Origin of the sequence: Qipengyuania qiaonensis (genome assembly GCF_019711515.1) — a bacterium.
Lineage (GTDB): Bacteria > Pseudomonadota > Alphaproteobacteria > Sphingomonadales > Sphingomonadaceae > Qipengyuania > Qipengyuania qiaonensis.
Genome location: NZ_JAIGNO010000002.1, coordinates 356,198 through 379,332 on the forward strand (window position 1 = coordinate 356,198; position 23,135 = coordinate 379,332).

General features: G+C 64.1%; 26 protein-coding genes. 11 read left to right on the forward strand and 15 right to left on the reverse strand.

Annotation, left to right across the window (positions count from 1 at the left end; genetic code table 11):
- Positions 1-50 precede the first annotated feature (50 nt).
- The 3 genes from K3174_RS04655 (at position 51) to K3174_RS04665 (ending at position 1,860) form a co-directional block, all read left to right on the forward strand.
- Positions 51-866 carry an undecaprenyl-diphosphate phosphatase gene (locus K3174_RS04655; protein WP_221556104.1) on the forward strand — a complete coding sequence of 272 codons (816 nt, stop codon included), beginning with the start codon at positions 51-53 and terminating at the stop codon, positions 864-866.
- 111 nt (positions 867-977) lie between these two features.
- Positions 978-1,232, forward strand: a complete 255-nt coding sequence (locus K3174_RS04660) for a GlsB/YeaQ/YmgE family stress response membrane protein (protein WP_221556106.1) — start codon at positions 978-980, stop codon at positions 1,230-1,232.
- Between the two features lie 352 nt (positions 1,233-1,584).
- Positions 1,585-1,860 carry a hypothetical protein gene (locus K3174_RS04665; protein ID WP_221556108.1) on the forward strand — a complete coding sequence of 92 codons (276 nt, stop codon included), beginning with the start codon at positions 1,585-1,587 and terminating at the stop codon, positions 1,858-1,860.
- 61 nt (positions 1,861-1,921) lie between these two features.
- Here the strand turns inward: K3174_RS04665 and phhA are convergent, their stop codons facing one another.
- On the reverse strand, positions 1,922-2,875 hold the full coding sequence (gene phhA / locus K3174_RS04670) for a phenylalanine 4-monooxygenase (protein ID WP_221556117.1): 954 nt from the start codon (positions 2,873-2,875) through the stop codon (positions 1,922-1,924).
- Positions 2,876-2,934: 59 nt separating this feature from the next.
- On the opposite strand from phhA, the gene ppk2 reads away from it, so the two are divergent.
- Entirely contained in the window at positions 2,935-3,702 is a 768-nt protein-coding gene (ppk2, locus tag K3174_RS04675; RefSeq protein ID WP_221556119.1) for a polyphosphate kinase 2, read from the forward strand.
- A 103-nt stretch (positions 3,703-3,805) separates the two neighbouring features.
- On the opposite strand, the gene K3174_RS04680 is transcribed toward ppk2, so the two are convergent.
- From K3174_RS04680 to K3174_RS04705, 6 genes are all read right to left on the reverse strand, one after another.
- On the reverse strand, positions 3,806-4,672 hold the full coding sequence (locus K3174_RS04680; RefSeq protein ID WP_221556120.1) for an HTD2 family dehydratase: 867 nt from the start codon (positions 4,670-4,672) through the stop codon (positions 3,806-3,808).
- Positions 4,672-5,904 carry an acetyl-CoA C-acetyltransferase gene (locus K3174_RS04685; protein ID WP_221556121.1) on the reverse strand — a complete coding sequence of 411 codons (1,233 nt, stop codon included), beginning with the start codon at positions 5,902-5,904 and terminating at the stop codon, positions 4,672-4,674. The genes K3174_RS04680 and K3174_RS04685 overlap by 1 nt, the downstream gene beginning before the upstream one ends.
- A 3-nt stretch (positions 5,905-5,907) precedes the next feature.
- Complete coding sequence (locus tag K3174_RS04690) at positions 5,908-7,134, reverse strand: CoA transferase (protein WP_221556129.1); 1,227 nt, start codon at positions 7,132-7,134, stop codon at positions 5,908-5,910.
- A gap of 147 nt (positions 7,135-7,281) precedes the next feature.
- The gene (locus K3174_RS04695; RefSeq protein ID WP_247711874.1) at positions 7,282-8,466 is read right to left on the reverse strand and encodes an acyl-CoA dehydrogenase family protein; all 1,185 of its coding nucleotides are present in this window, start codon (positions 8,464-8,466) and stop codon (positions 7,282-7,284) included.
- Positions 8,459-8,722 carry a hypothetical protein gene (locus tag K3174_RS04700; RefSeq protein WP_221556131.1) on the reverse strand — a complete coding sequence of 88 codons (264 nt, stop codon included), beginning with the start codon at positions 8,720-8,722 and terminating at the stop codon, positions 8,459-8,461. The genes K3174_RS04695 and K3174_RS04700 overlap by 8 nt, the downstream gene beginning before the upstream one ends.
- Positions 8,723-8,813: 91 nt before the next feature.
- Entirely contained in the window at positions 8,814-9,104 is a 291-nt protein-coding gene (locus tag K3174_RS04705; RefSeq protein WP_221556133.1) for a hypothetical protein, read from the reverse strand.
- A gap of 118 nt (positions 9,105-9,222) precedes the next feature.
- Between K3174_RS04705 and recQ the strand changes: the two genes are divergently transcribed.
- Genes recQ through K3174_RS04730 form a run of 5 tightly spaced genes read left to right on the forward strand, consistent with a single transcriptional unit; the run spans position 9,223 to position 13,482 of the window.
- On the forward strand, positions 9,223-10,992 hold the full coding sequence (gene recQ / locus K3174_RS04710; RefSeq protein ID WP_221556135.1) for a DNA helicase RecQ: 1,770 nt from the start codon (positions 9,223-9,225) through the stop codon (positions 10,990-10,992).
- A 59-nt stretch (positions 10,993-11,051) separates the two neighbouring features.
- Positions 11,052-11,966: an SPFH domain-containing protein gene (locus K3174_RS04715; protein WP_247711875.1), complete on the forward strand. Its 915-nt coding sequence runs from the start codon at positions 11,052-11,054 to the stop codon at positions 11,964-11,966.
- A 22-nt stretch (positions 11,967-11,988) separates the two neighbouring features.
- Positions 11,989-12,183 carry a type II toxin-antitoxin system antitoxin gene (locus K3174_RS04720; RefSeq protein WP_221556137.1) on the forward strand — a complete coding sequence of 65 codons (195 nt, stop codon included), beginning with the start codon at positions 11,989-11,991 and terminating at the stop codon, positions 12,181-12,183.
- The gene (locus K3174_RS04725; protein WP_221556138.1) at positions 12,180-12,437 is read left to right on the forward strand and encodes a hypothetical protein; all 258 of its coding nucleotides are present in this window, start codon (positions 12,180-12,182) and stop codon (positions 12,435-12,437) included. The genes K3174_RS04720 and K3174_RS04725 overlap by 4 nt, the downstream gene beginning before the upstream one ends.
- Before the next feature lie 28 nt (positions 12,438-12,465).
- Complete coding sequence (locus K3174_RS04730; RefSeq protein WP_247711876.1) at positions 12,466-13,482, forward strand: right-handed parallel beta-helix repeat-containing protein; 1,017 nt, start codon at positions 12,466-12,468, stop codon at positions 13,480-13,482.
- On the opposite strand, the gene K3174_RS04735 is transcribed toward K3174_RS04730, so the two are convergent.
- Genes K3174_RS04735 through xth form a run of 3 tightly spaced genes read right to left on the reverse strand, consistent with a single transcriptional unit; the run spans position 13,460 to position 15,818 of the window.
- Positions 13,460-13,975 (reverse strand): GNAT family N-acetyltransferase, encoded by a 516-nt coding sequence (locus K3174_RS04735; RefSeq protein WP_221556140.1) that lies wholly within the window; start codon positions 13,973-13,975, stop codon positions 13,460-13,462. The genes K3174_RS04730 and K3174_RS04735 overlap by 23 nt on opposite strands.
- Entirely contained in the window at positions 13,972-14,991 is a 1,020-nt protein-coding gene (ribA, locus tag K3174_RS04740) for a GTP cyclohydrolase II (RefSeq protein ID WP_221556143.1), read from the reverse strand. Before ribA ends, K3174_RS04735 begins: the two co-directional genes overlap by 4 nt.
- 35 nt (positions 14,992-15,026) lie before the next feature.
- Positions 15,027-15,818: an exodeoxyribonuclease III gene (gene xth / locus K3174_RS04745; RefSeq protein WP_221556145.1), complete on the reverse strand. Its 792-nt coding sequence runs from the start codon at positions 15,816-15,818 to the stop codon at positions 15,027-15,029.
- Positions 15,819-15,920: 102 nt separating this feature from the next.
- Here xth and K3174_RS04750 point away from each other — a divergent pair, with 102 nt between their 5' ends.
- Positions 15,921-17,354 carry an alkaline phosphatase gene (locus tag K3174_RS04750; protein ID WP_221556147.1) on the forward strand — a complete coding sequence of 478 codons (1,434 nt, stop codon included), beginning with the start codon at positions 15,921-15,923 and terminating at the stop codon, positions 17,352-17,354.
- 254 nt (positions 17,355-17,608) lie between these two features.
- Here K3174_RS04750 and K3174_RS04755 read toward each other — a convergent pair whose 3' ends face one another.
- The 5 genes from K3174_RS04755 to pabB form a co-directional block, all read right to left on the reverse strand.
- Entirely contained in the window at positions 17,609-18,271 is a 663-nt protein-coding gene (locus K3174_RS04755) for a LolA family protein (RefSeq protein ID WP_221556149.1), read from the reverse strand.
- A gap of 75 nt (positions 18,272-18,346) precedes the next feature.
- Positions 18,347-18,514, reverse strand: a complete 168-nt coding sequence (rpmG, locus tag K3174_RS04760) for a 50S ribosomal protein L33 (protein ID WP_050601641.1) — start codon at positions 18,512-18,514, stop codon at positions 18,347-18,349.
- 118 nt (positions 18,515-18,632) lie between these two features.
- Positions 18,633-19,037: an alternative ribosome rescue aminoacyl-tRNA hydrolase ArfB gene (gene arfB / locus K3174_RS04765; RefSeq protein ID WP_221556151.1), complete on the reverse strand. Its 405-nt coding sequence runs from the start codon at positions 19,035-19,037 to the stop codon at positions 18,633-18,635.
- Positions 19,030-19,686, reverse strand: a complete 657-nt coding sequence (locus K3174_RS04770; RefSeq protein ID WP_221556153.1) for an RluA family pseudouridine synthase — start codon at positions 19,684-19,686, stop codon at positions 19,030-19,032. The genes arfB and K3174_RS04770 overlap by 8 nt, the downstream gene beginning before the upstream one ends.
- Positions 19,683-21,494, reverse strand: a complete 1,812-nt coding sequence (pabB, locus tag K3174_RS04775) for an aminodeoxychorismate synthase component I (protein WP_221556156.1) — start codon at positions 21,492-21,494, stop codon at positions 19,683-19,685. The genes K3174_RS04770 and pabB overlap by 4 nt, the downstream gene beginning before the upstream one ends.
- 110 nt (positions 21,495-21,604) lie before the next feature.
- Between pabB and K3174_RS04780 the strand changes: the two genes are divergently transcribed.
- Positions 21,605-23,131, forward strand: a complete 1,527-nt coding sequence (locus tag K3174_RS04780; protein ID WP_221556158.1) for a helicase HerA-like domain-containing protein — start codon at positions 21,605-21,607, stop codon at positions 23,129-23,131.
- Positions 23,132-23,135 lie beyond the last annotated feature (4 nt).

The window sequence follows — 23,135 nt, forward strand, 5'->3', positions numbered from 1 at the left end:
CGGAGCAGGTCGCTTGACTTGCTCCGCCCTTGCTTCATGGACGCGGTCGCATGAACGACTATCTCACCGCGATCTTCCTCGGCATCGTCGAGGGGCTGACCGAATTCATTCCCGTTTCGTCGACCGGGCATCTCATTCTCGCCACGGAACTGTCGGGCGCGGACCCGGCCGAATGGGCGATGTTCAACGTCGTCATCCAGTTGGGCGCGATCCTCGCGGTGGTCTACCAGTATTGGGGCACGTTCTGGTCGGCCGGGATGGGGGTGCTGAAAGGCGAACGCGAGGGGCTGATGTTCGCGCGCAACATCCTGCTGGGTTTCCTGCCGAGCGCGGTGATCGGCTTTGCCCTCTACGAGAGCTTCGAGGCCATGCTCGGCAATCCGGGCATCGTGCCGTGGGCGCTGATCGCCGGCGGCATCGCGATCATCGTTATCGAACGCCTCGCCACGCCGAGCGACGAAGGCCAGGGGGTCGCCGAGCTTCCGATGTCCAAGGTCCTGGGCGTCGGATTTGCGCAGTGTCTTGCCATGATACCGGGAGTCAGCCGTTCCGGTGCAACGATCATGGGCGCCCTGGCCATGGGCATAAACCGCAAAACGGCGGCGGAGTTTTCCTTTTTCCTCGCCGTGCCGACCATGATCGGTGCGAGTACTCTGGAAATGGCGACCAAATACAACGAGCTGATGGCGGGCGCCACGCGCGTTGGCTGGGACGAGATTGCTATCGGCTTCGTCGTCAGCTTCATCGTCGCGCTGTTCGTGATCCGCGCCTTCGTTGCCTTTGTCAGCCGCAGCGGCTTCACGCCTTTTGCCTGGTATCGCATTGTCGCGGGTTCGGCTGCTCTCGCCTGGCTGTCCTTCGCGTGATCCATGTTGCAGAATTGCGCCACACTGCGGCCATTATTCTTTAACCGCGCTGGAACCTTTGTTTGCGCTCGGACTTATTTTTCCAAGAGTGAACGCAAAGGTGGCAACCAAATGGGCTTGTTGATCCTGATTGTCGTGGGTGGTCTGCTGGGGTGGCTGGCAACCATTATCCTGCGCATCGAAGACAGTAGGGGCATCCTGGCCAATGCACTGATCGGCGTGCTCGGCTCGCTCGTGACCGGGTTGGTCGCCGGTAGCGGCCCGATCTTCGGTACCGTAAGCGGCATGGCGCTCTTGTCGTCTGTACTGGGTGCGACGATCCTGATCGGGGTTTTCAACCTCGTTCGACCGCGCGCATATCGCTGAAACCGCCGATATTATAAACCTTGCGCTCTTTGACGCCCGGGCGGCATTTCCTGTGTCGGTTGTAACGGTGGCGAACTGCAAGATTCGAACCATAAGATTCGAAATATCGGTGATCCCTGCTGAAAGCATGGAAGATGCGGACGCCGGCGCGCAAGCTACGATTATCTAACGTTTTCCGGCGGATTATCGACACTGTGTGGGGCAGATTCACGTCGTTTTGCGCGAATGGACAGGAAAAACGGGAACTCCCCCCCTACCCGCCCGTTCATCACATTCTTGCCGCATTTCGAACAGGCGGCATTCAGAATGCGCCGCGTCGTGGCGCAACCACAAGGCCCAAGGGGACATAGAAATGAAGTTCAACAAAGCTACGCTCGTTGTTTCGGCTGCCGCACTCAGCCTCGGTCTCGCTGCTTGCGATGGCGCCAATGAAAACGCCATGGAAGATGCCGGCGAAGAACAGGCAGAAGCCATCAACGAAGAAGTCGACACGATGGAAGATGCTGGTGCCATGACCGATGCCGAATCGGATGCCATCACCGATGCTGCCGAAGACCAGGCCGACGCCATGGAAGAGCAGGGCGAAGCCATGGATGAAGGCACGGCGGAAACCACCGACTCCATGTAAGTCCTTACTGGACGATAATTCGGAAACGGCCCGGAAGCGATTCCGGGCCGTTTTGTTTGGCCTAGACCGGCTGGGCGCCCGAGCCACGCCCGCCGCGCAGCGTGTATTCGAGCGTGCCGCGGTTCACCACGTAATCTACATCGATCACCGCGGTATTGGCGTAAGTGAAGCCCGGGCCGAGATTGGTGTAAAGCTTGTCGAAATCGCGCTCCACCGTCTGGCGAAACAGATCCTCGAAGCTCTCGATCACGAAATAGGTCGGTTGCAGATCGCTGATCACGTAATCGGTGCGCATAACCCGATCGACATTGAGCATGATGCGGTTGGGGCTTTCGGCTTCGGTGGCATAGACCACCTCCGTCGGGCCCGAAAGGATGCCGGCGCCATAGGCCTTGATCCCGTCCGCTTCCTCGATCAGGCCGAATTCGACGGTGTACCAATAGAGCGAGCCGAGCGCCTTCAAACGGTTGTAGCGCATGGCTTTCCACCCGGCACGGCCATATTCCTGCATATAGTCGGCATAGACCGGATCGGTCAGCATCGGCACATGGCCGAAGACGTCGTGAAAAACGTCCGGTTCCTGGATATAGTCGAAGGTTTCGCGCGTGCGGATGAAATTCCCCGCGGGAAAGCGCCGGTTGGCGAGATGCCAGAAGAACACATGATCCGGGATCAGCATGGGTACGGGCACGACGCTCCAGCCCGTCAGCGCGCCGAGGTCTTCCGACAGTCTGCCGAATTCCGGTACGCCGCTCCCGCCTAGATCGAGCTTGTCGAGCCCGGCCATGAAGGCGCTGGCCGCACGGCCCGGCAATACGCCCATCTGGCGCTCGAACAGGTCGTGCCAGATCGCGTCGTCCTCGCTCGAATACACTGTCTGTTCGGGCTCGAGCCAATCCTCGCCCAAGTGGGAGGGGCGTTTCAGCGGAGCGGTGAAAACGCCCGCCGGCAGGTCCGGCAAGCGGCTGAAGTCCTGCTCGGCCTCTGCTTGTGGGGTGTGTGTAAGTGTAGCCATACTGCGCGTGCTGATACTATCATTGGCGCGGGCATACAAATGGCGGGAGCGGAAGCGTAATGAAAGGCAAGCAATACGAAGCGGCCATGGCGCCGATGCGTGCACAACTCGTCGCGATGGCGCGTTGGGCGCGAACCACGGGTCAGCGTATCGTCGTGCTGTTCGAAGGGCGCGATACGGCGGGCAAGGGCGGGGCGATTCGCGCGGTTTCCGAAAAGCTGAATCCACGCCAGTGTCATATCGTGGCGCTGGCCAAGCCGACCGAGGCGGAACAGACCCAGTGGTATTTCCAGCGCTATATCCAGCATCTGCCCAGCGCGGGCGAGATAATGCTGTTCGACCGCAGCTGGTACAATCGCGCCGGTGTGGAGAAGGTCATGGGCTATGCCGATCCGGCGCAGGTCGCGCGCTTTCTCGACCAGGTGCCGACCTTCGAGAAGATGCTGGTCGATGACGGCATCCTGCTGTTCAAATACTGGCTCACTACCGATCAGGCGCAACAGGAAGAGCGACTGCGCGAACGTCTGGACGACCCGCTCAAGCGTTGGAAGCTGTCGCCGATCGATCTCGCCGCCAGAGACAAATACGACTCCTACACCGACGCGCGCGAGGCGATGCTGGCGGCGACGCATAGCGAATGGGCGCCATGGACGCTGGTCGATTTCAACGATCAGAAGCGTGGCCGTCTCACCCTGGTGAGGAACCTGCTCGAGCGTCTGCCCGAAACCCATGTCGCGCCGCCAGAGATTCATTTTCCCGAGCTGGGACGAGAGCCGAGGGCGGAACGCTATTCAGTGCTCCAGCCGATCGAATCGTATCCCGTCTGACCGTCATTGCGAGGTGACACAGGCGCCGTGGCAATCCATGGTGCCCCGCGTGCCGAAAATTCCCGGGAGATGGATTGCCGCGCGGCTTCGCCGCTCGCAATGATTAGACTAGCGCGGCCGACGCCTTCGTCACCTGCCGCCCGTCGCGGGCGAAAGCGCCCAGTTCGATCTTCTCGCCGTCGCCGCGCAGCACCAGGTGCAGCGGCTCGCCCGCAATTGCGGGGCTGGTGCCGCGAAAGGCAAAGTTCTTCAGGCGGTTCTCGCCGAAGTGCTGCCCGGCCAGTTGAAGCAGCAGGCTGGCGGTCAGCGGGCCGTGCACGACCAGCCCGCGATAGCGCTCGACCTCGCGGGCGTAGGGAGCGTCGTAGTGGATGCGATGGGTGTTGAAGGTCAGCGCCGAATAGCGGAACAGCAACCGCTCTTCGGGCAGAATTTCGCGATGCGCGGTCCATTCCGACGGGTCGAAGGCGCCGTCGCCGGGCTCGGGCGGGGACAGCGATGCATCTTTCGCCAGCTCCTCGAGGTAAACCGCCGTCTGCCGCTCGGTAACCGCCAGCGCCCCGTCGGTGCTGGTTTCGTGGTCGATCTCGACGAAGACCATTTCGCCGCGATTGCCGGATTTGGGCGTGATCGAGGCGATCCTGCTCACGCGTTCGACGGTCGCTCCTACCGCGATCGGAGCATGGAAGGCGATGGTGCTCGAAGCCCACATCCGGCGCGGCAAGGGTATCGGCGGCAGAAAGCTGGCCGGATCGTCTTCTCGGACTGGATGGCCGTCGGCGCCCAATTGGCCGGTCGGTGCTTCGGGCGTGCAGAGGCAGAAATGTATGCCCTGGGGCATTGCCGTGGATGGCGGCGCGGCGCGGTCGAACGTCGCGTACCAGCGCGCAGCGAGCGCCGGGTCGAGCCGGTCGGCGGAGCGCATCTCGCGCCCGATCCACGAATCGAGATCGCCCGACCAGTCGGCCATCAGGCGGCGCGTTCGAAAATGGCGGCCATGCCCTGCCCACCGCCGATGCACATGGTCTCGAGGCCATAGCGGACTTCGCGCCGATGCATCTCATGCGCCATATCGGCGAGGATGCGGATGCCGGTCGCGCCGATGGGGTGGCCGAGCGAAATGCCCGAGCCGTTGACGTTCACGATCTCGCGGCGGCTGTCGTCGTCCGAGAAGCCCCAGCCTTTCATCACCGCCAGCGCCTGCGGGGCGAAGGCTTCGTTGAGTTCGATCAGGCCGATATCGTCCCAGCTCATCCCGGTTCGCGCGAACAGGCGGTCGACCGCAGGGACGGGGCCGATGCCCATGCGGCTGGGATCGCAGCCCGCCGCGCTCCATGAATGGAACCACAGGATCGGGTCGAGACCCAGTTCCTCGACCTTTTCTTCCGCCACGACGAGGCAGGCCGCCGCGGCGTCGTTCTGCTGGCTGGCATTTCCTGCCGTAACGATGGCATCGGGGTCGCGCTTCAGGTCGATGGCGCGCAGGGCTCCGAGCGTTTCCATGCTGGCGTCGGCACGGAATCCCTCGTCCTTGGCGAACACGACCGGATCGCCTTTACGATGTGGTATTTCGACGGGAACGAGCTGTTCGTCGAACTTGCCTTCTTCCCAGGCTCGCGCGGCGTTCCGGTGGCTGCGGACGGCGAAAGCGTCGGCGTCCTCGCGGCTGATGCCGTAATCCCTGGCCAGGTTCTCGGCGGTTTCGATCATGCCGGTGATGATCCCGTAGCGTTCGATCGGCTGGCTCATCAGGCGGCCCCGGGTCAGGCGATCCCAAAGCTGGATATCGCCCAGGCGCGAGCCATGGCGCGCCTTGGTCGTGTAATGCTCGACATTGGACATGCTCTCGACGCCGCCCGCCAGCACGCAATCGGCGACGCCGGTCTGAACCATCATGGCCGCCGTCGCCACGGCTTGCAGGCCGGAACCGCAGCGGCGATCGAGCTGGAAGCCGGGCACCTCCTCAGGATAGCCCGCGGCGAGCCAGCTCCAGTGGCCGATGGCAGGGGCCTCGCCGCTACCATAGCCCTGGCTGAAAACGACATCGTCGACGCGCGACGGATCTATGCCGCTACGCTCGACCAACGCCTTGATGATGATGGCGCCAAGCTGGCCTGCCTCGATCGGGGCGAGGCTGCCGAGATAGCGCCCGACCGGTGTCCTCAAGGGTTTGCAGATGGCTACGCGGCGGTGTGACGTCATGGATCAATCCTTGTCCGAAAGGCGGGCAATTCCGCGATCGACGAGATCGCCGATGGCACCCGGAGCGAGGCCAAGGCGCTCGGCGAGAATTTCTTCGGTATGCTGGCCGAGATAGGGGGCGGCAGCGGGATCTCCCGCATCGCGACCGGGAATGTTCGCGAAGCTGCGGGTGGCGGGATATTCGAAGCCGCTGGGGTTGGCGGGCGAGGGGCCGAAAAGGGGGTTGTCCGCGACCAGCTCGGCATCGTTCGCGGCTTCGTGCATGGTGCGATAGCGCTCGAAGGTGGTGCCGTTTTCGGCGAGGCGCGTGGATAAATCGTGCCAATCAAGCGCTTGAGCGCGCGCGCCGAACAGTTCGAACAGGCGGTGTCGGTGCTCGAAACGCGGGCGGTCGCCATCGGCAAAGCGCACGTCGAGTTCGCTTTCCAGCGTCGCGATCTCGCCGGCGAGGTCGAAAGCCGCCACAAGGCCATTCCATTGCTTTGCCGTCAGCGCGGCGACCATGAAGCGGACACCGTCGCGGCTGCGGAAGTCGCGCCCGAATGCGCCCCAGATGGCATTGCCGAGCCGTTCGCGGTCGGCTCCGCGATACAGCATCTCCGCCATCGCGCCGCTATTGGCCATGGTGCCGATGGCGACGTCGCCCAGCGGCACGCGGATTTCGCTGCCTTCGCCGGTGGCGTCACGGCGGCGCAAGCCTGCGAGCAGGGCGAAGGCGCAATAGGCACCCGTGATGAAATCCCAAGCGGGCAGAACCTGGTTGACCGGCGGCGCAGTCGCCTCGTCCCAGTCTTCCGGCCCGCACATCAGCGGATAGCCGCTGGCAGCGTTGACGGTGAAATCCATCGCCTGCCTGCCGTCGTGCCAGCCCATGATGCGCACGCTGACGAGATCGGGCCGCTTCGCCGCAATGGCGTCATGCGACAGGAAACTCTTTTCGGGCAGATTGGTGATGAGGTTGCCAGTCTTCGCGGCCAGTTCCACCAGCAGTTCGCGCCCCTCGCCGCTGCGCAGGTCGAGCGCGACCGATTTCTTCGCCCGGTTGAGGTTTTCCCAACTCAGTGAGCGGCCTTCCTTTGTCAGCATGTAGCGGTCGTAATCAAGCCCGCCCGCCTTGTGATCGACGCGGATGACTTCCGCACCCATCTGCGCGCAATAGAGGCCCGCGGTCGGCGAGGCGACGAAGCTCGACGCTTCGATAATGCTGAGGCCCTGGAGGAGGTTATACATCGGGATTCTTTGTCGCGTGCGGGTTGGACCTCCGTCCAACCCTTACTGTGCCATCCCACGCCCCCTCCCGGCCACCCATAGAATACCGTGCCGTGGGTGGCCGGGAGGGGGCGTGGGATGGCACAGCCGAGCCGTCAGGCGAGAAATTCACAGACCAGCAGCGTAATCGCGCAGCATGTGCTTGGCGATCTGCAACTGGAGGATCTGCGTCGTGCCTTCGTAGATGCGATAGATGCGCGCATCGCGGAAGAAACGCTCGGCATCGTATTCGGCGAGATAGCCAGCGCCGCCGTAGATCTGCACCACGCGGTCGACCACGCGACCGCACATTTCGGAGGCGAAGACCTTGAAGGCGGCGGCATGCTTGACGGTGTTTTCGCCGCGATCGACCCGCGCGGTGACATCGGCCATCATGCTTTCCGCGGCGTAGATTTCGGTCCAGCTTTCGGACAGCATCTGCTGGATCAGCTGGAAATTGGCGATGGGTTCGCCGAAGGCCTGCCGTTCGTTGGCATATTTGATCGCGCTGTCGAGCGCGCGGCGGGCATAGCCTGTGCTGGCGGCCCCGACGGAAATGCGCCCGTTGTCGAGGCTCATCATGGCGAAGCGGAAGCCCTGGCCGGTCTCGCCGCCCAACAGAGCTTCACCCGGCACATGGACATCGTCGAGCATGACGTCGGAGATATGGCTGCCCGATTGGCCCATCTTGTGATCGGGGCTGCCGGTGGAAACGCCGGGCGTGTCCATCGGCACGATGAAGGCGGACACATGCGCGTTCTTGGGCAGGGCATCCTTTTCCGTCCGCGCCATGATCAGGCCGACATCGGCGTGCGGGGCATTGGTGATGTAGCGCTTGGTGCCGTTGAGGATCCAGCCATTGCCATCGGGATCGGGCCTGGCGGTGGTCGCCATGGCCGCGCTGTCGCTGCCCGAACCCGGCTCGGTCAGACCGAAGCAGGCGATCGCGCCATTGGCGATCTTCGGCCACCATTCGGCCTTCTGCGCGTCGGTGCCGCCATTCTTGATCGCCGAATTGAACATGCCGACATTGATCGAGAAGATCGACCGATAGGCCGGCGCGGCATAGGCCATGGTTTTCACGACCTTGGCATATTGCGTGCAGTTGAGACCCGCGCCGCCATAATCTTCGGGCACGGTGAGGCCGAACAGGCCCATATCCTTCATCTCGGCGACGATTTCTTCCGGAATCCGGTCATCGGCGATGACCTGCCTTTCCGCCGGGATCAGCCGTTCGCGGACATAGCGATCGAGCTGTTCGAGGAACTGGTCGAAAATGTCGGCATCCATGCCGGGATTGACGGCGTCACTCATCGGGCAGCTCCATCGGCTGCGGCCCGCCCGTTTCGCGCGGAGTATCGTCCGCAGGCATGGCCGGATCGGCGGATGCGTCATCGCCTTCGGCGTCAAACACGCCCTCGGGCAAACGCCGCTCCTCGATCATTGCGGCAGCATCGTCGAGCGCTTCGGCTTCGCTCTGCGAGACAGCCTCTACGGGCTCGTCGTCGTCATATCCGGAACAGGCGGACAGGGCGGCAAGCGCTGCGAGAATGGAAGCGAGTCGGATCATGGGACGAAAGCTAGGCGCAGTTGCGCGGCGGGCAAAGGACGCTACGGCGCGGCGGGGCGTGGGCGAGCCGTCGGCCCGCCCAGCCTGTTGCCTAATTGCCGGCGTCTTCGGCCATGGCGTCCATGGCAGCGGCGGCGGTGTCGGCGGCACTGTCGCCGGCTTCCTGGATCTGGGTTTCTTCGCTCGGCCCGGTCTCTTCGGTCGCGGGCGGCTCGACATTGGCTGCCGGATCCTCGACCGGCATTTCCTCGACGCCGCTCAAGGCTTCGTCAGCGGGAATTTCGACGGTGTCCGCTTCGGCTTCGGTCGAGGCATCTTCCGTGCTGCCGCACGCGGCGAGAGTAAGGGCCGCGGCAGCCGTCAGGGCGATACGAAATTTCATCTTCAATCTCTCCTGTTTGGAATCTCGTGACCGATAAAGCGCAAGCGCGGCATGCGGGGCAAGGGGAAAATCGCCGGGAAGCGGTTGCACTCGTGTTCGCGTCTGCCATCAGGCTGGCATGAACGGGATCGCGAGCGCATATCAATCCCTGAAAGACGTCTTCGGTTTCGAGGGCTTTCGGGGGCGACAGGAAGATGTCCTGACGCGCGTTCTCGCCGGCGATTCGACGCTGGCGGTCATGCCGACCGGCGCGGGCAAGTCGCTGACCTACCAGTTGCCCGCCGTCATGCTGGCCGGTACCTGCGTGGTCATCAGCCCGCTGATCGCCCTGATGCACGACCAGCTAAGGAGTGCGCGCGCCAATGGCATTCGCGCCGCCACGCTGACCAGCGCCGACGCAGACTGGCGCGAGACACAGGACGCATTCCGTGCGGGCGAACTGGACCTGCTCTATGTCGCGCCGGAACGTGCGAGCCAGCCCGCCTTTCGCGACTTCCTGAGCGCTGCGCCGCTATGCCTTTTCGCCATCGACGAAGCGCATTGCGTATCCGAATGGGGGCACGATTTCCGCCCGGACTACCGGATGCTGCGCGGCTTGATGGATGCCTTCCCGCAGGTTCCGCGGCTCGCCCTCACCGCCACCGCCGACCGGCAGACGCGTGCCGACGTGATGGCGCAGCTCCGCATTCCGGAAGACGGTCTGGTACTGGCCGGGTTCGACCGCCCCAATATCCACTATGCCATCCGTCATCGCGACAATCCCGTGCGGCAGCTGACCAATCTGATGGCGGGCGAATCGGGGCCGGGCATCGTTTACGCCCAGACGCGCCGCAAGGTCGAAGATCTCGCGGAAAAGCTGGCCGCGGCGACCGGACGGCCGGTGCGGCCCTATCACGCGGGTCTCGACCCGGCGACGAGAGCGGCCAACCAGGCTGCCTTCGTGGCATCGGAGGACATGGTCATCGTCGCCACGGTCGCTTTCGGCATGGGGATCGACAAGCCCGATGTCCGTTTCGTGGCGCATGTCGGCGTGCCCAAATCGATCGAGGCTTATTATCAGGAGACCGGTCGTGCGGGCCGGGACGGCGATCCTTCGCAGGCGGTCATGTTCTGGGGCGCGGGCGATTTCGCGACCGCCCGCCAGCGGCTGGCCGAGGTCGAAGAGCCGCGGCGCAATGCCGAACGGGCGCGGCTCGATGCGCTGGCGGGTCTGGTCGAGACCGCCGAATGTCGCCGGGCGGTGCTGCTGCGCCATTTCGGCGAGGAGCCGCCCGGCCACTGCGGTAACTGCGACAACTGCCTCGAACCGGCAGGTGTTACCGATGCGACCGAACTGGCGCGCAAGCTGCTGTCGGCGGTCTACCGCACGGGCCAGAGCTTCGGCATGGGGCATTTGCAGAAGGTTCTGACCGGCAGCGAGGACGAGCGCGTGCGCCAGCGCGGGCACGACCGGTTGAGCGTGTTCGGCATCGTGGAGCCGGACGAGGCGCGCCTGCTCCAGCCGCTCTCGAGGGCATTGCAGGCGCGCGGCGATCTGGTGGCTACCGAGCATGGCGGACTGGCTCTGGGAGGGTCGGCCCGCGCGATCCTCAAGGGCGAAAGCGCGGTGCAGATCGTCGTCCCGCCCAGGCGCCAGCGCACCCGGCGCGGCGATGCGACGCCGAATCCCGTGGGCGATCCGCTGTTCGACGCGCTGCGCGCTCTGCGCAAGGAATTGGCCGAGGAAGCTCAGGTTCCGCCCTATGTCATCTTCCATGATTCGACCCTGCGCGAAATGGCCCTCGCGCGACCGACGACGCTGGCACAGCTGGGGCTACTGCCCGGCATCGGCGCCAAGAAACTGGAAGCCTACGGAGAGCGATTCCTCCGCGCTATCGACCAGCATTGACCTCGACCTCTCGCTGATATAAATATGATATCATAATTATATCGGAGGAATGATTCGTCATGTCTGTTGAACTCAAGGGGATGAAAACGAGCGCCGAACAAGCAGGGTCCAGTTTCAGTGGCTATCCGATGCTGCTGCTGATCCTGGCGTTGCTGGTGCTGATGATCTGGAACGTCGCGGGCAATATTCCGCCCGATGGAGCGACCAAGGCGATGAAGCTCACTTTCGTCGGCCTGATCATATTGCCACTTCTGGTGCTCGGTTTCCTGTCGGCCGGCTTTTTCATGATCCAGCCCAATCAGGCCGTTGTGATTACCCTGTTCGGCGAATATCGCGGGACCGAGCGGCGCGAGGGGCTGCGCTGGGTCTGGCCGTGGATGGGCAAGAACAAGATCTCGGTCCGCGCGCACAACATCCATTCCGAACGGGTGAAGATCAACGATCTGCGCGGCAATCCGATCGAGATCGCGTGCAACGTCGTATGGCGGGTCGCCGATACGGCGCAGGCGAGCTTCGATGTCGACGATTACAAGGAGTTCGTGAACATCCAGATCGAGGCGGGATTGCGCACGGTCGGCTCGCGCCACCCCTATGACGATTTCGAAAACGAAGAGGTGACGCTGCGCGGCAGCGCCGATGTGATCAACCGCGAACTGCTCGAAGAGCTGAACGACCGGCTCAAGGTCGCCGGCATACTGGTCGACGAGGCGGGTCTTACGCATCTTGCCTATGCCAGCGAGATCGCCAGCGCGATGCTCAAGCGCCAGCAAGCCGATGCCATTATCGCGGCACGGGCCAAAATCGTTCTCGGCGCGGTCGGCATGGTCGAGGATGCGCTGATCAAGCTCGCGCAGGACGGCATCGTGGAGATGGACGACGAACGCCGCGCGGCGATGGTCAGCAACCTCATGGTGGTGCTTTGCGGCGAGAAGGAAGCGCATCCCGTGGTGAATGCGGGAACGCTGTACCAGTAGGTCAGCGCGTGGACACGGCCCGATGACCAAGAAAGCCTTTGCCCTGCGGCTCGATCCGGCGGTCCACGCCGCGGTCGAGCGGCTGGCCGCGGCCGAACTGCGCAGTGCGAATGCCCAGATCGAGATGCTGGTGCGCGAGGCATTGTCCCGGCGCGGCATCGATGTGCCTGTAACCAAGGGCCCCAAGCGCGGGCGACCCCGGAAGGATACGGAATGACGGACGACAAAGCCTGGTTCGAACCGAAGCGCCGCGGCTATGGAGCCGGTCGGCCGATCGCCTGGCAGGGCTGGGCCAGCATCGCGGCATGGGCGCTCGTATTGCTGCTCGGCGGTCTGCTGGTGATGTGGGACAGGGAGATCGGCGCGATCGCCGCCCTCGCATTGGTCGTTCCCGCGACGGCCGTGCTGGTCTATATCGCCGCTATCAAGACGCGCGGCGGATGGCGCTGGCGGTGGGGCGGCGACGATTAGCACGCTTGGGAAGGGTAGACTTATCGCGATGTTAACCGTCAGAGCCTATGCGGCAGCCATGATCTCGCCATATGTCCCGCCCGCCTCACGGCTCCCGCGTTGGCTCCTCGGCCTGGTTGGCGTGGTTGCGGTGGGCGCGATCCCTCTCGCTGCGCTGCTGGCCCAGTCCAACGGCGAGGCAAGTTTTACCGTGGCCGAGACCGGACGCGGATACGGCTCTTTGCAGGCAGCCGTCGACGCAATCGGCGATCGCGAAGGGACGATCGTCATCGCATCTGGCAACTGGCAGGATTGCGCCGTCCAGAGCGAAGGGGTGATCCATTTCCGGGCGGCGAAGGCCGGCACCGCCCTGCTTGGCGGCAAGGCGTGCGAAGGCAAGGCGGCGCTGGTCCTGCGTGGCCGCGGGGCGACGGTCGAGGGGCTCGTGTTGGCCGATATATCGGTTCCCGACGGCAACGGCGCCGGCATCCGGCTGGAACAGGGGCCGCTGCGCGTATCGCAAACATGGTTTCGCGACAGCCAGCAGGGCATTCTCACCGCCAATGGCGTGAACAGCGAGCTGGTGATCGACAAGTCGACGTTTACCCGGCTCGGCACCTGCGAGAATTCGGCCGGCTGCGCGCATTCGATCTATGTCGGCGATTACGGCAGCCTCACGGTCACGCGGAGCCGGTTCGAGCAGGGGACGGGCGGACATTACCTGAAGTCGCGCACGGCGCGCACGGTGATAGAGGATTGCAGCTTCGACGATTCCAACGGCCGCGCCACCAACTACCTGATCGACCTGCCCAATGGCGGAACCGGCGCGATCCGGCGCAACTGGTTCGTCCAGGGGCGCGACAAGGAAAACTGGTCGACCATGATCGCCATCGGGGCGGAGAGCGCCAACTACAGTTCGGACGGACTCGTGATCGCCGATAACGAAGCGCGCCTCGCCCCCGGCCTGTCGCGCAACCCCGCCTTCGTCGCCGACTGGACGGGAGATAGTCTGGTCATGGACAATAACCGGCTAGGGACCGGTATCAGGGCGTTCGAGACGCGGTAAAGGCGGGCGCATAGCGCACTTCGCCGGCAGGCGCGTCGCCACTCAGAACGAGCCGCTGGAAATACTCCGCCGGTGGGCCGGGATATCGCAACGCCGGGTCGTGTTCGAAACCGAAGCGCCCGTAATATTCGGGACTGCCCAGCAGCACGATACCCTTCCCGTCCCGTTCGCGGATATCGGCAATGCCTCGCTTGACCAGCGCCGATCCGATCTCCTGCCCGTGAAGATCGGGCCACACGCTCACCGGACCCAGGCCGTACCATCCGCTGCTGCCGTCGGAAATCGTCACGGGCGAGATGGCGATATGGCCGACGATCCGTGCGGCGTCCTCCGCCACCAGCGAGAGCGACAGGTCGCCATCCGCACGCAGACGGTCGACCAGATGCTGTTCGTCGCCGTCGCTGAAAGGCATGTCGCGGAAAGCTGCTTCGGTCAGCCCGAAGATTGTTGGCGCATCACCAGCCGCTTCGGGACGGATCGAGATGGCGCTCACAGCAGATGGCCCGAACGGTCGCGCTTTGTGGCAAGATAGCGGGTATTGTGCGGATTGTCGGGCAGCGCATGCGGCACTCGTTCCGCAACCGCGATGCCCTCGGCTTCCAGCGCGCGAACCTTGGCCGGATTGTTCGTCATCAGCCGGATCGCCCTGACACCAAGCAGGTCGAGCATCCGGGCCGCGGTCGGGAAATCGCGCGCCTCGTCGGGCAGGCCCAGCCGGGTATTCGCGTCGACAGTATCGAATCCCTGATCCTGCAGGCGATAGGCGCGCAGCTTGTTGACGATGCCGATCCCGCGCCCTTCCTGCCGCATATAGAGCAGCACACCCCAGCCGCCCTGGCCGGCTTCCTCCGCCATGGCCTGCAGCGCCGCATCGAGCTGCGGCCCGCAATCGCATTTGAGGCTGCCGAGAACATCGCCAGTCAGGCATTCCGAATGCAGTCGCACCAGTGGCGCACGATCGGCCGTCTGTTCGCCGATGACCAGCGCGACATGTTCGCGCGTATCGTCGGGGCTCCGGAAGGCGACGATCCGCGCTTCGGCGGCGGCCGAAACCGGCAGTCTGGCACGCGTGGCGATCTGGAGGCGGGATGCGTCGGCGAAGGCGGCGACATCGTCCGCCGACAGCGCCACGGCTTCCCCCGCCCCTTGCGGATCGACCAGGAAGGCGGGCAGCACGCCCGCCATTCGCGCCAGCTCCAGCGCGGCGCGGGCCTGTTCCTCCCATGCCAGCGGAAGAGCTTTGAAAGGCCCCTTGAGCGGGTTCTGCATGTCGAGTGCAGGATCCGCAACCGCCAGCGCCGCCGACAGGTCGAATGGCTCTGCACCCCGCATCAGCACCGGCTGGCGCGGAACGGCAGCTTCGCGCTGGTTGGCGAGCTTCAGCGTGGCCGCGCGCGTGGCGGAAACCAGCATTGCCTCTCCCGCCAATTCGCCGAATGCGGTCTCGACCGGCTGGAGCAGCGGCGCACCTTCGATGGCAAGCGGCCAGCCATGGCGCAGCGCATCCACCGCCTGCGCCGCACGGCGGGAAGGCGAAGCCGTGGTCAGAGCGTGAACTCCGTCACCAAGGGCACGTGGTCCGACGGTTTTTCCCAGTCGCGCGCATATTCATGGACCGAATGCGCGGTCGCCTGTCTCGCCAGTTCCGGGCTCGCCCACATATGGTCGAGCCGGCGGCCGCGATCGTTCGCCTTCCAGTCCTTAGAGCGATAGCTCCACCAGCTGTAATAGCGTTCGGGTGCCTCGATGTGTTCGCGCCCGATATCGCTCCAGCCATGGGCATCCATGAACCGCTGCAGGCTCTCGACCTCGATTGGCGTGTGGCTGACGACCTTTAGCAACTGCTTGTGGCTCCACACATCGCTTTCGAGCGGTGCGATGTTGAAATCGCCCACGATCAGCGTCGGCCGGTCGACGGCATCGGCCCAGCGCGTCATGCGCTCGAGAAAGTCGAGCTTCTGGCCGAACTTGTGATTTATCTCGCGGTCGGGCTCGTCTCCTCCGGCGGGGACATAGACGTTCTCGACGATCATGCCCTGATGTTCGGGCAGTTCGACGCCGACATGCCGCGCTTCGCCATTGTCCTGCCAGTCGTGGCGCGAAAATTCCCTCAGCGGCGTTTTCGAAACGGTCGCGACTCCGTGATAGCCTTTCTGGCCGTGGATCGCGAAATGCTCGTAGCCCAGCGCGCGAAAGGCGTCGTAGGGGAACTGGTGTTCCTGGCATTTGATTTCCTGCAGGCACAGGACATCGGGCGCCTGCTCCGCGATGAAGCGCTCGACGATCGGCATGCGCAGGCGAACCGAATTGATGTTCCAGGTAGCAATGGTGACCATGCGCAGCGAGGTAGGCGAGCGCCCCTTTTCCCGCAAGCGTAACGCTTTCGTCTTTTGGCGCCCCGATATACGGCTCCACCAGTTTCCACCGGGAGATACCGCATGACTTTCCGCTCGCTCTGTCTTGCCACCTGTGCCGCAACGCTGGCTCTCGCCGGTTGCACCACCACCGGGGCGCAGGACACCCCGATGGCAGCCGCGCCTGCCGTCAGCGCGACACGGGCGAAGAACGTCATCCTCTTCATCGGAGATGGCATGGGTGTTTCCACCGTGACCGCCGCGCGCATCTATGCCGGTCAGAAGCTGGGTCAGACCGGCGAGGAATATGTCCTGCCGTTCGAAACGTTCGAGCATCTGGCGCTGGTTAAGACCTACAATACCAATGCGCAGGTGCCCGACAGCGCAGGCACGGCAAGCGCGATGAATACCGGCGTGAAGACCAATATCGGCATGCTGGGATACGGTCCGGAGGCGACCAACGGGGATTGCCGGTCGGGACAGGGGCATGAACTGCCGCTGGTAAGCGAAGAGGCGCAAAAGCACGGCAAGGCACTTGGCATCGTCAGCACGGCGCGGATCACCCATGCGACGCCGGCGGCGGTCTATGGGCGCAGCGTAAATCGCGATTGGGAAGGCGATGCGGCGATCCCCGAAGACCAGCGCGGCCTTGGCTGTGCCGACATTGCACGGCAATTGGTGGACACGCCCTTCGCCGTTGCGCTGGGCGGCGGCAGCGCGGCTTTCTTCGGCAAGGCAAAAGGCGGTGGCAGGCTCGACGATGCGGCGGACCTTCCGGGCGACTGGACAGCGGCAACGGGCGGCACCTTCGTCGCCAGTCTCGCGGAAATGAACGCTGCTCCTGCCGGAAAGCCGCTTTTCGGGCTCTTCTCACCCAGCCACATGACCTACATGGTCGACCGTGCTGCGGACAGTAGCGAGCCCACGCTGACCGACATGACGGCTACGGCGATCGGTCGATTGGGCAGCGACCCGGAAGGCTATTATCTGATGGTCGAAAGCGGTCGGATCGATCACGGCCATCATGCCGGGCAGGCAGGCTATGCGCTGGAAGAAGCAGTCGAGTTCGCCCGCGCGATCCAGTGGGCTATCGACAACACCGATCCGGAAGAGACGCTGATCCTCGTCACTGCGGACCATAGCCACGTGTTCACCATGGCGGGCTATCCGCGCCGAGGGAACGATATCCTTGGTCTGGTCGTACCGCCGGATGGCGGCGGCGAGGATGGCGATACGGGAGAAAGCCCCACACTGGCGGCCGATGGCAAGCCTTATACCACGCTCGGCTACGGCAACGGCCCAGGAGCAGTGAAGCCCGACGCGCAAGGCGGGCGCCCGACGCCCGAAACCGGTGTCACGGCGCATCAGCAGGCAGCGATCCCGACGGGTTCGGAAACCCACGGTGGCGAGGATGTCGCGCTCTATGCCAACGGCCCCGGCGCGGAGAATGTGCGCGGGGTGATGGAGCAGAACCTGATCTACAATGTGATCCGCAAAGCCTTTGGCTGGGAGGAATAGCGCCGACGATACTTACGTGGGGGCACCAGCGAAAAGCTGACAAAAAAACCCTCGTGCCGGGGGCATTGGCACGAGGGTTTCCTGTGAGCGTTCGTCACGCTTGGAACGAGATGAACCAGGTCGAGGGGGTCAACAGGGGGGAAACCCTCCTCGTGTCGTCTCGTGAACCAATAATTAGGGAATGCTCGATTGCTGTTCAATGAACATTGCGCAGCGGGATATCGCATGCATCCCACTGCTCGACGCCAAAGCGTTTACCCCGGACGACGGGACGAACGGCGCGGGTCGCGGAAGGTGAAGGCACTGTCCGCAACCGACACGCCGTAACGCTGATTGGCAAGCCGGACCGTGGTGCGGTGATTCTGCGAATCCAGCGCGACCCAGTGGGTCAGGCGCAGGCCACCCGGCGCGGATCCATCGCGGGCGAAGATCAGCGTGATCACGCCGAATTCGGGGCGCTTTGTATCGCGGACCTCGACGCTCACCACATCGGGATGGCTGGTCGGGATCAGCTTGCCGTATTGCTTTACGTCGCGGCTGGGGTCGAGCAGAGCGCCGAGCGGCGAATTGCTGATCGGCCAGCGCTGAACCTGGTTGACCTCATAATCGACCATATACATCGACTTGCCGTTCGATACGACGAGCATGGGGACGCCCTTCTCGTATTCGAAGCGGATCTTGCCGGGGCGCTTCAGCGTCATTACGCCGCGCACGGTCTGGCCGGCCCGGTCGGTCTGGACGAAATCGGCCTTCATCGTGGAAATGCCGCGCAGCGCGGCGACCGCCTTGTCGAGATCCCCCGCGGCGGCCTCTGCCGGTGCCGGCGTCAGGATGGCGGATGCCGGAAGCGCCGCAGCCAGCGACAAAGCCAGCGCGGCGCCGATCGATGGGTTCTTTTTCAAAGACAAGATGCTCATGCTCCTGCTGTTAGGTGTGGAGCATTGAACCATCACTGAACCCGGCACGTTCCCGCGGTTCAGGCTGGCGGTGCATTACTTGATCTTGGCTTCCTTGAACTCGACATGCTTGCGCGCGACGGGATCGTACTTGCGGAAGGTGAACTTTTCCGTGTGGTTACGCGGATTCTTCTTGGTCACGTAATAGAAGCCCGTGTCGGCGGTCGAGACGAGCTTGATCTTGACGGTTGCGGGCTTCGCCATGGCGTGTTCCTAAAGATCTGAAAGGGGCCGCGGAGGCCCGAAAAAACAAGGGCGGCGCGTCCAGCACCGCCGTTCCGGCGCGCCCATTGGGCGATTCACGTGGAAAAGTCAAGCATTCCTACCAGTCGACCTTGCCGCGATTGGCCTTGACCTCGCCGCGCACTTTCTTGGCCTTCAGGCGCTTGACCTTGCCGACGCGGTTGACGCGGCTCTTGGCGCGTTTGCGCGGTGGGGTCAGCGCGTCTGTCAGGAGGGCAAGGAGCCGTTCGCGCGCCGCCTCGCGGTTCTGATCCTGCGTGCGGTATTCGTTGGCGGTGAGGACGATCTCGCCGCCCTTGGTCAGCTTGCTGCCGGCGATTTCCTTCAGCCGCTCGAACGCCTCGGGCGGCAGGCCCAGCTGGAACACGTCGACGCGCAGCTGGACGGCGGTGGCGACCTTGTTGACGTTCTGCCCGCCGGGGCCGGAGGAGGCAATGAACTTCTCCTCCGCGATTTCGAGAGCCCTGTCGGCGATTCTAACCATCGACGAAGCCGAGGGCGGCGAAATCCTGTGGCAGCGGGGCGGTGGCGGCAATCGGCGACTTACCTTCGCGCGGGATGGTGATGGCGGCGGCGTGGAGCATGGTGCGCGGAGCACCCTTGCCATCGCCATAGACCGGGTCGCCGAGCAGCGGCATGCCGAGCCCGGCCTCGCAATGCACGCGGATCTGGTGTGTGCGCCCGGTCTCGGGCCGGAACTCGAGCAGGGCGTGACCGTCTTTTTCGTTCAGCATGCGCCAGTGTGTCACCGACGGCTTGCCCTTTTTCGCCGCAATCATGCGCCAGCCATTCTCGGCGCTGCTGATCTTGGACAGCGACAGCTCGATCGTGCCTTCGCTTTCCGCTGGCACGCCGGCCAGCGCGCCGAGATAGCGCTTCTCGACCAGCCGTTCCTCGAAGCTCTTGGCGAACCGTTTCAGCGCCTTGGGGTTGCGCGCCAGCAGCAGGCAGCCGCTGGTGTCGGTATCGATCCGGTGGACCGGCACGGGCGCGCGCTGGAAGCCGAGCTTCAGTTCCTCGAAATGGTCCTCGAGGCTCGGCCCGCCGCGGCGCGGGCGCTCGATCGGCAGGCCGGCAGGCTTGTCGATCACCAGCGCTTCGCCGTCTTCGAACAGGATCGGAATACGGGTCATGTCTTGAGCTTCGCGTCCATAATCAGGCGCAGCGCATTGCCGAGGTAGAAGCCGTTTTCCAAGTCCCCGATGCGCAATTCCGCTTCGCGCGCCCGGCCTTCGTCGAGCAGGGTCTGACGGAAGACTCCGGGCAGCAGGCCGAGATTGGCCGGCGGGGTCAGTAATACATCGTCCGCGCCGCGCACGAAGATGCTGGTCACGCAGCCTTCGGTCAGCAGCCCGTCCTCGCGCACGAACAGCGCCTCCTGCGCGCCATGCTCACGGGCGACACGCTGCCCGTCGTCATAGAAACCGCGATCGCTGGTCTTGTGCCTCAGGCGCCAGTCGCCCGGATCGACCGGCAATGGCAGGACGATGCACTGCGCCGGTTCGCGCCATGCGTCGGGCAAGTCATGCGCCTCGAGCGCGATCGCGCCGGATCGCGAAGCGAGCAACCGCACGCGGCTTTCTTTTTCAAGCACGAAACAGAGGGCGTGAAGCTGGTTGCGTGCGTCGTGGCGGTCGAAGGAAAAGCCGAGTTCCGCCGCGCTCGTCTTCATCCGCATGAGATGCGTCTCAAGATGGGGGATACCCGTCTCCGGCGTAAAGCGCATGGTCTCGATCAGGTCGAACTGCGCGGCGCGATGGTCGGGCGAGGACGCCCGTGCGAAGGCTCCCTTCAGCAAGGCCTCGCGCCATTCGGCGCGCGGCTCGCTATCGGCAACGATGGCTCCACCGACGCCGAGCACGGCCTTGCCGCGCGCGTTTTCGATCTCGGTCAGGCGCAATGTGCGGATGGCCACGTTGAAAGCCGCATCGCCATCCGCCCCGATCCGCCCGATCGCACCGCAATAGGGGCCGCGCGGATCGCGTTCGACGGCGCCGATCAGTTCCATCGCGCGGATCTTGGGGGCGCCGGTAATCGAACCGCAGGGAAACAGCGCTTTCACAAGATCGAGCGCAGTTCGACCTTCGGTCAGACGTGCACGCACCGCGCTGACCATCGTGTGGACCGTCGGATAGCTTTCGATGGCAAAGGGTTCGTCCACCCGCACGCTGCCCGCCTCGGCCACCCGGCTGAGGTCGTTGCGCATGAGGTCGACGATCATCAGGTTCTCGGCCTTGTCCTTGACCGATCCGGCCAGTTCCTCGGCCAGCGCCCGATCCGATGCCGCATCGACCCCGCGCGGGCGCGTCCCTTTCATCGGCTTGGCCTTGGCTTCGCGGCCCTTGAGCGACACGAACAGTTCGGGACTGAGGCTCAGTAGCCAGTGCGAGCCATCGAAGATTACCCCGCCATAGCCGGCCTGCGCCGCCGGGCGCAGCGCGGCATAAAGGCCGAGCGGATCGCCGGTGAAACTGCCCGCCAGCGGGAAAGTGAGGTTTGCCTGATAGATGTCGCCCGCGCGGATTGCCTCCTGCAATGTGGCGAAGGCTAGCTCGTACCCGCCCGGCGAGATCTGGGGGTCGAGCGGCCCGACGCTGCCCGGCCCTTGCACCCTCTCGGTCAGCCACCCGGGCATGTCGGCAGCGGCAATCCGCTCCGGCGGATCGAACAGGCCGAGCCAGACGAGCGGTCCGGCACCGCCGCTGCGTGTGTCGGCTAGCGGGCGCAGCTTGGCTTCCAGAGCGAGCCCTGCTTCGTAGGCGATATAGCCGGCAAGCTCGCCGCCCGCCTTGCGCGCCGTCTCGGCCGCAGCAAGCGCATCTTCGACCTGATCGGGGCGATGGGCGACAAAGACTTCGCGCGGGTTCTCGAACAGCAAGGCGTCTGCCGCACCGCGTTCGCGCGCATCGTCCAGCAGAACAAAAGGGTGCCTCTCCGCCATTGGTGCCAGCCTTTACCCTATGCGCTGCGCCTGTCGAGGGATTGCTTGACCGTGCCTACCAGGCTGCGCCACACCGAGACGGCGGCGAATTAATCGGGAGTGGCAGCGCAATGGGCGAAATTTTCCTGGGCCTGGGAGGTAAGGGTGAGAAGCAGCACTTGCGGCTGGATCAGGCCAATCGGCACGGCTTGATTGCCGGTGCGACGGGTACCGGCAAGACGGTGACCCTGCAGGGCCTGGCCGAAAGCTTTTCCGCCGCGGGCGTTCCCGTATTTCTCGCCGACGTGAAGGGTGACCTTGCGGGCATTTCGATGGCCGGATCGCCGCAGTTCAAACATGCCGACAAGCTCGAGGGGCGGGCAAGGGAGCTCGGCATGGACGATTACACCTATGCCGACAATGCGGCGGTGTTCTGGGATCTCTATGGCGAGCAGGGCTTTCCCATCCGCACTACGATTTCGGAAATGGGGCCGTTGCTGCTCGCGCGCCTGCTCGATCTGAACGAAACGCAGGAGGGCGTGCTCAACATCGTTTTTCGCTTTGCCGACGAACAGGGGCTGCTGCTGCTCGACCTGGGTGATTTGCAGGCGATGCTCGCGCATACGGCCGAAAACGCGTCGGAGTTGTCGGCGAAATACGGCAATGTCACGAAGGCCAGCGTTGGCGCGATCCAGCGACAGCTCCTCAGTTTCGAGAGTCAGGGAGCGGATCTGTTCTTCGGCGAGCCCGCACTCGAGATCGACGATTTCCTTGCAGTGGACGAACAGGGCCGCGGCGTGATCAACGTGCTGGCGGCCGACAAGCTCATGCGCGGCCCCAAGCTATATGCGACCTTTCTGCTCTGGCTGCTCGCCGAACTGTTCGAAAGCTTGCCCGAAGTGGGCGATCCCGAAAAGCCGAAGCTCGTCTTCTTCTTCGATGAGGCGCATCTGCTGTTCGACGATGCTCCCGACGCGCTGGAGGACAAGGTCGAGCAGGTCGTGCGCCTGATCCGTTCGAAGGGGGTGGGCGTTTATTTCGTGACTCAGAACCCGATCGACATTCCGGAAAAGATCGCCGGCCAATTGGGCAATCGCGTGCAGCACGCGCTGCGTGCCTTCACCCCGCGCGACAAGCGGGCGATCAAGGCGGCGGCGGAAACCTTCCGCATCAATCCCGAACTCGAGGTCGAACAGGCAATTACCGAACTGAAGGTAGGCGAGGCATTGGTCTCGACGCTCGACGAGGACGGCGCACCTACCGTGGTACAGCGCGCGCTGATCAAACCACCGCATTCGCGTCTTGGCCCGGTGACGGCAAAGGAACGCAAGATCGTCAATTCCGTGAGCGAGATCGATGGGAAGTACGACGAAGCGGTCGACCGCGAGAGTGCGGAAGAAGTGCTCGCCGCCAAGGCAGCCGACGCAGCCGAGACCGCCAAGGAGGTCGAGGAGAAGGGGCGCGAGGAAGTGAGCAAGCGCGAACGCAAGACGACTTCGATGTGGAGCAGGGCCGGCAAGGCTGCCGCGACCGCCGCTGCCGGCTCGCTGAGTTCGATCGCGGTAGCGACGGTGCTGGGCAAGAAGTCGAGTGCCGACCCGCTCCGCACCGGTGCGACCGCATTCGTCCGCAATATCATCGGCGGGCTGATGCGGTGATACG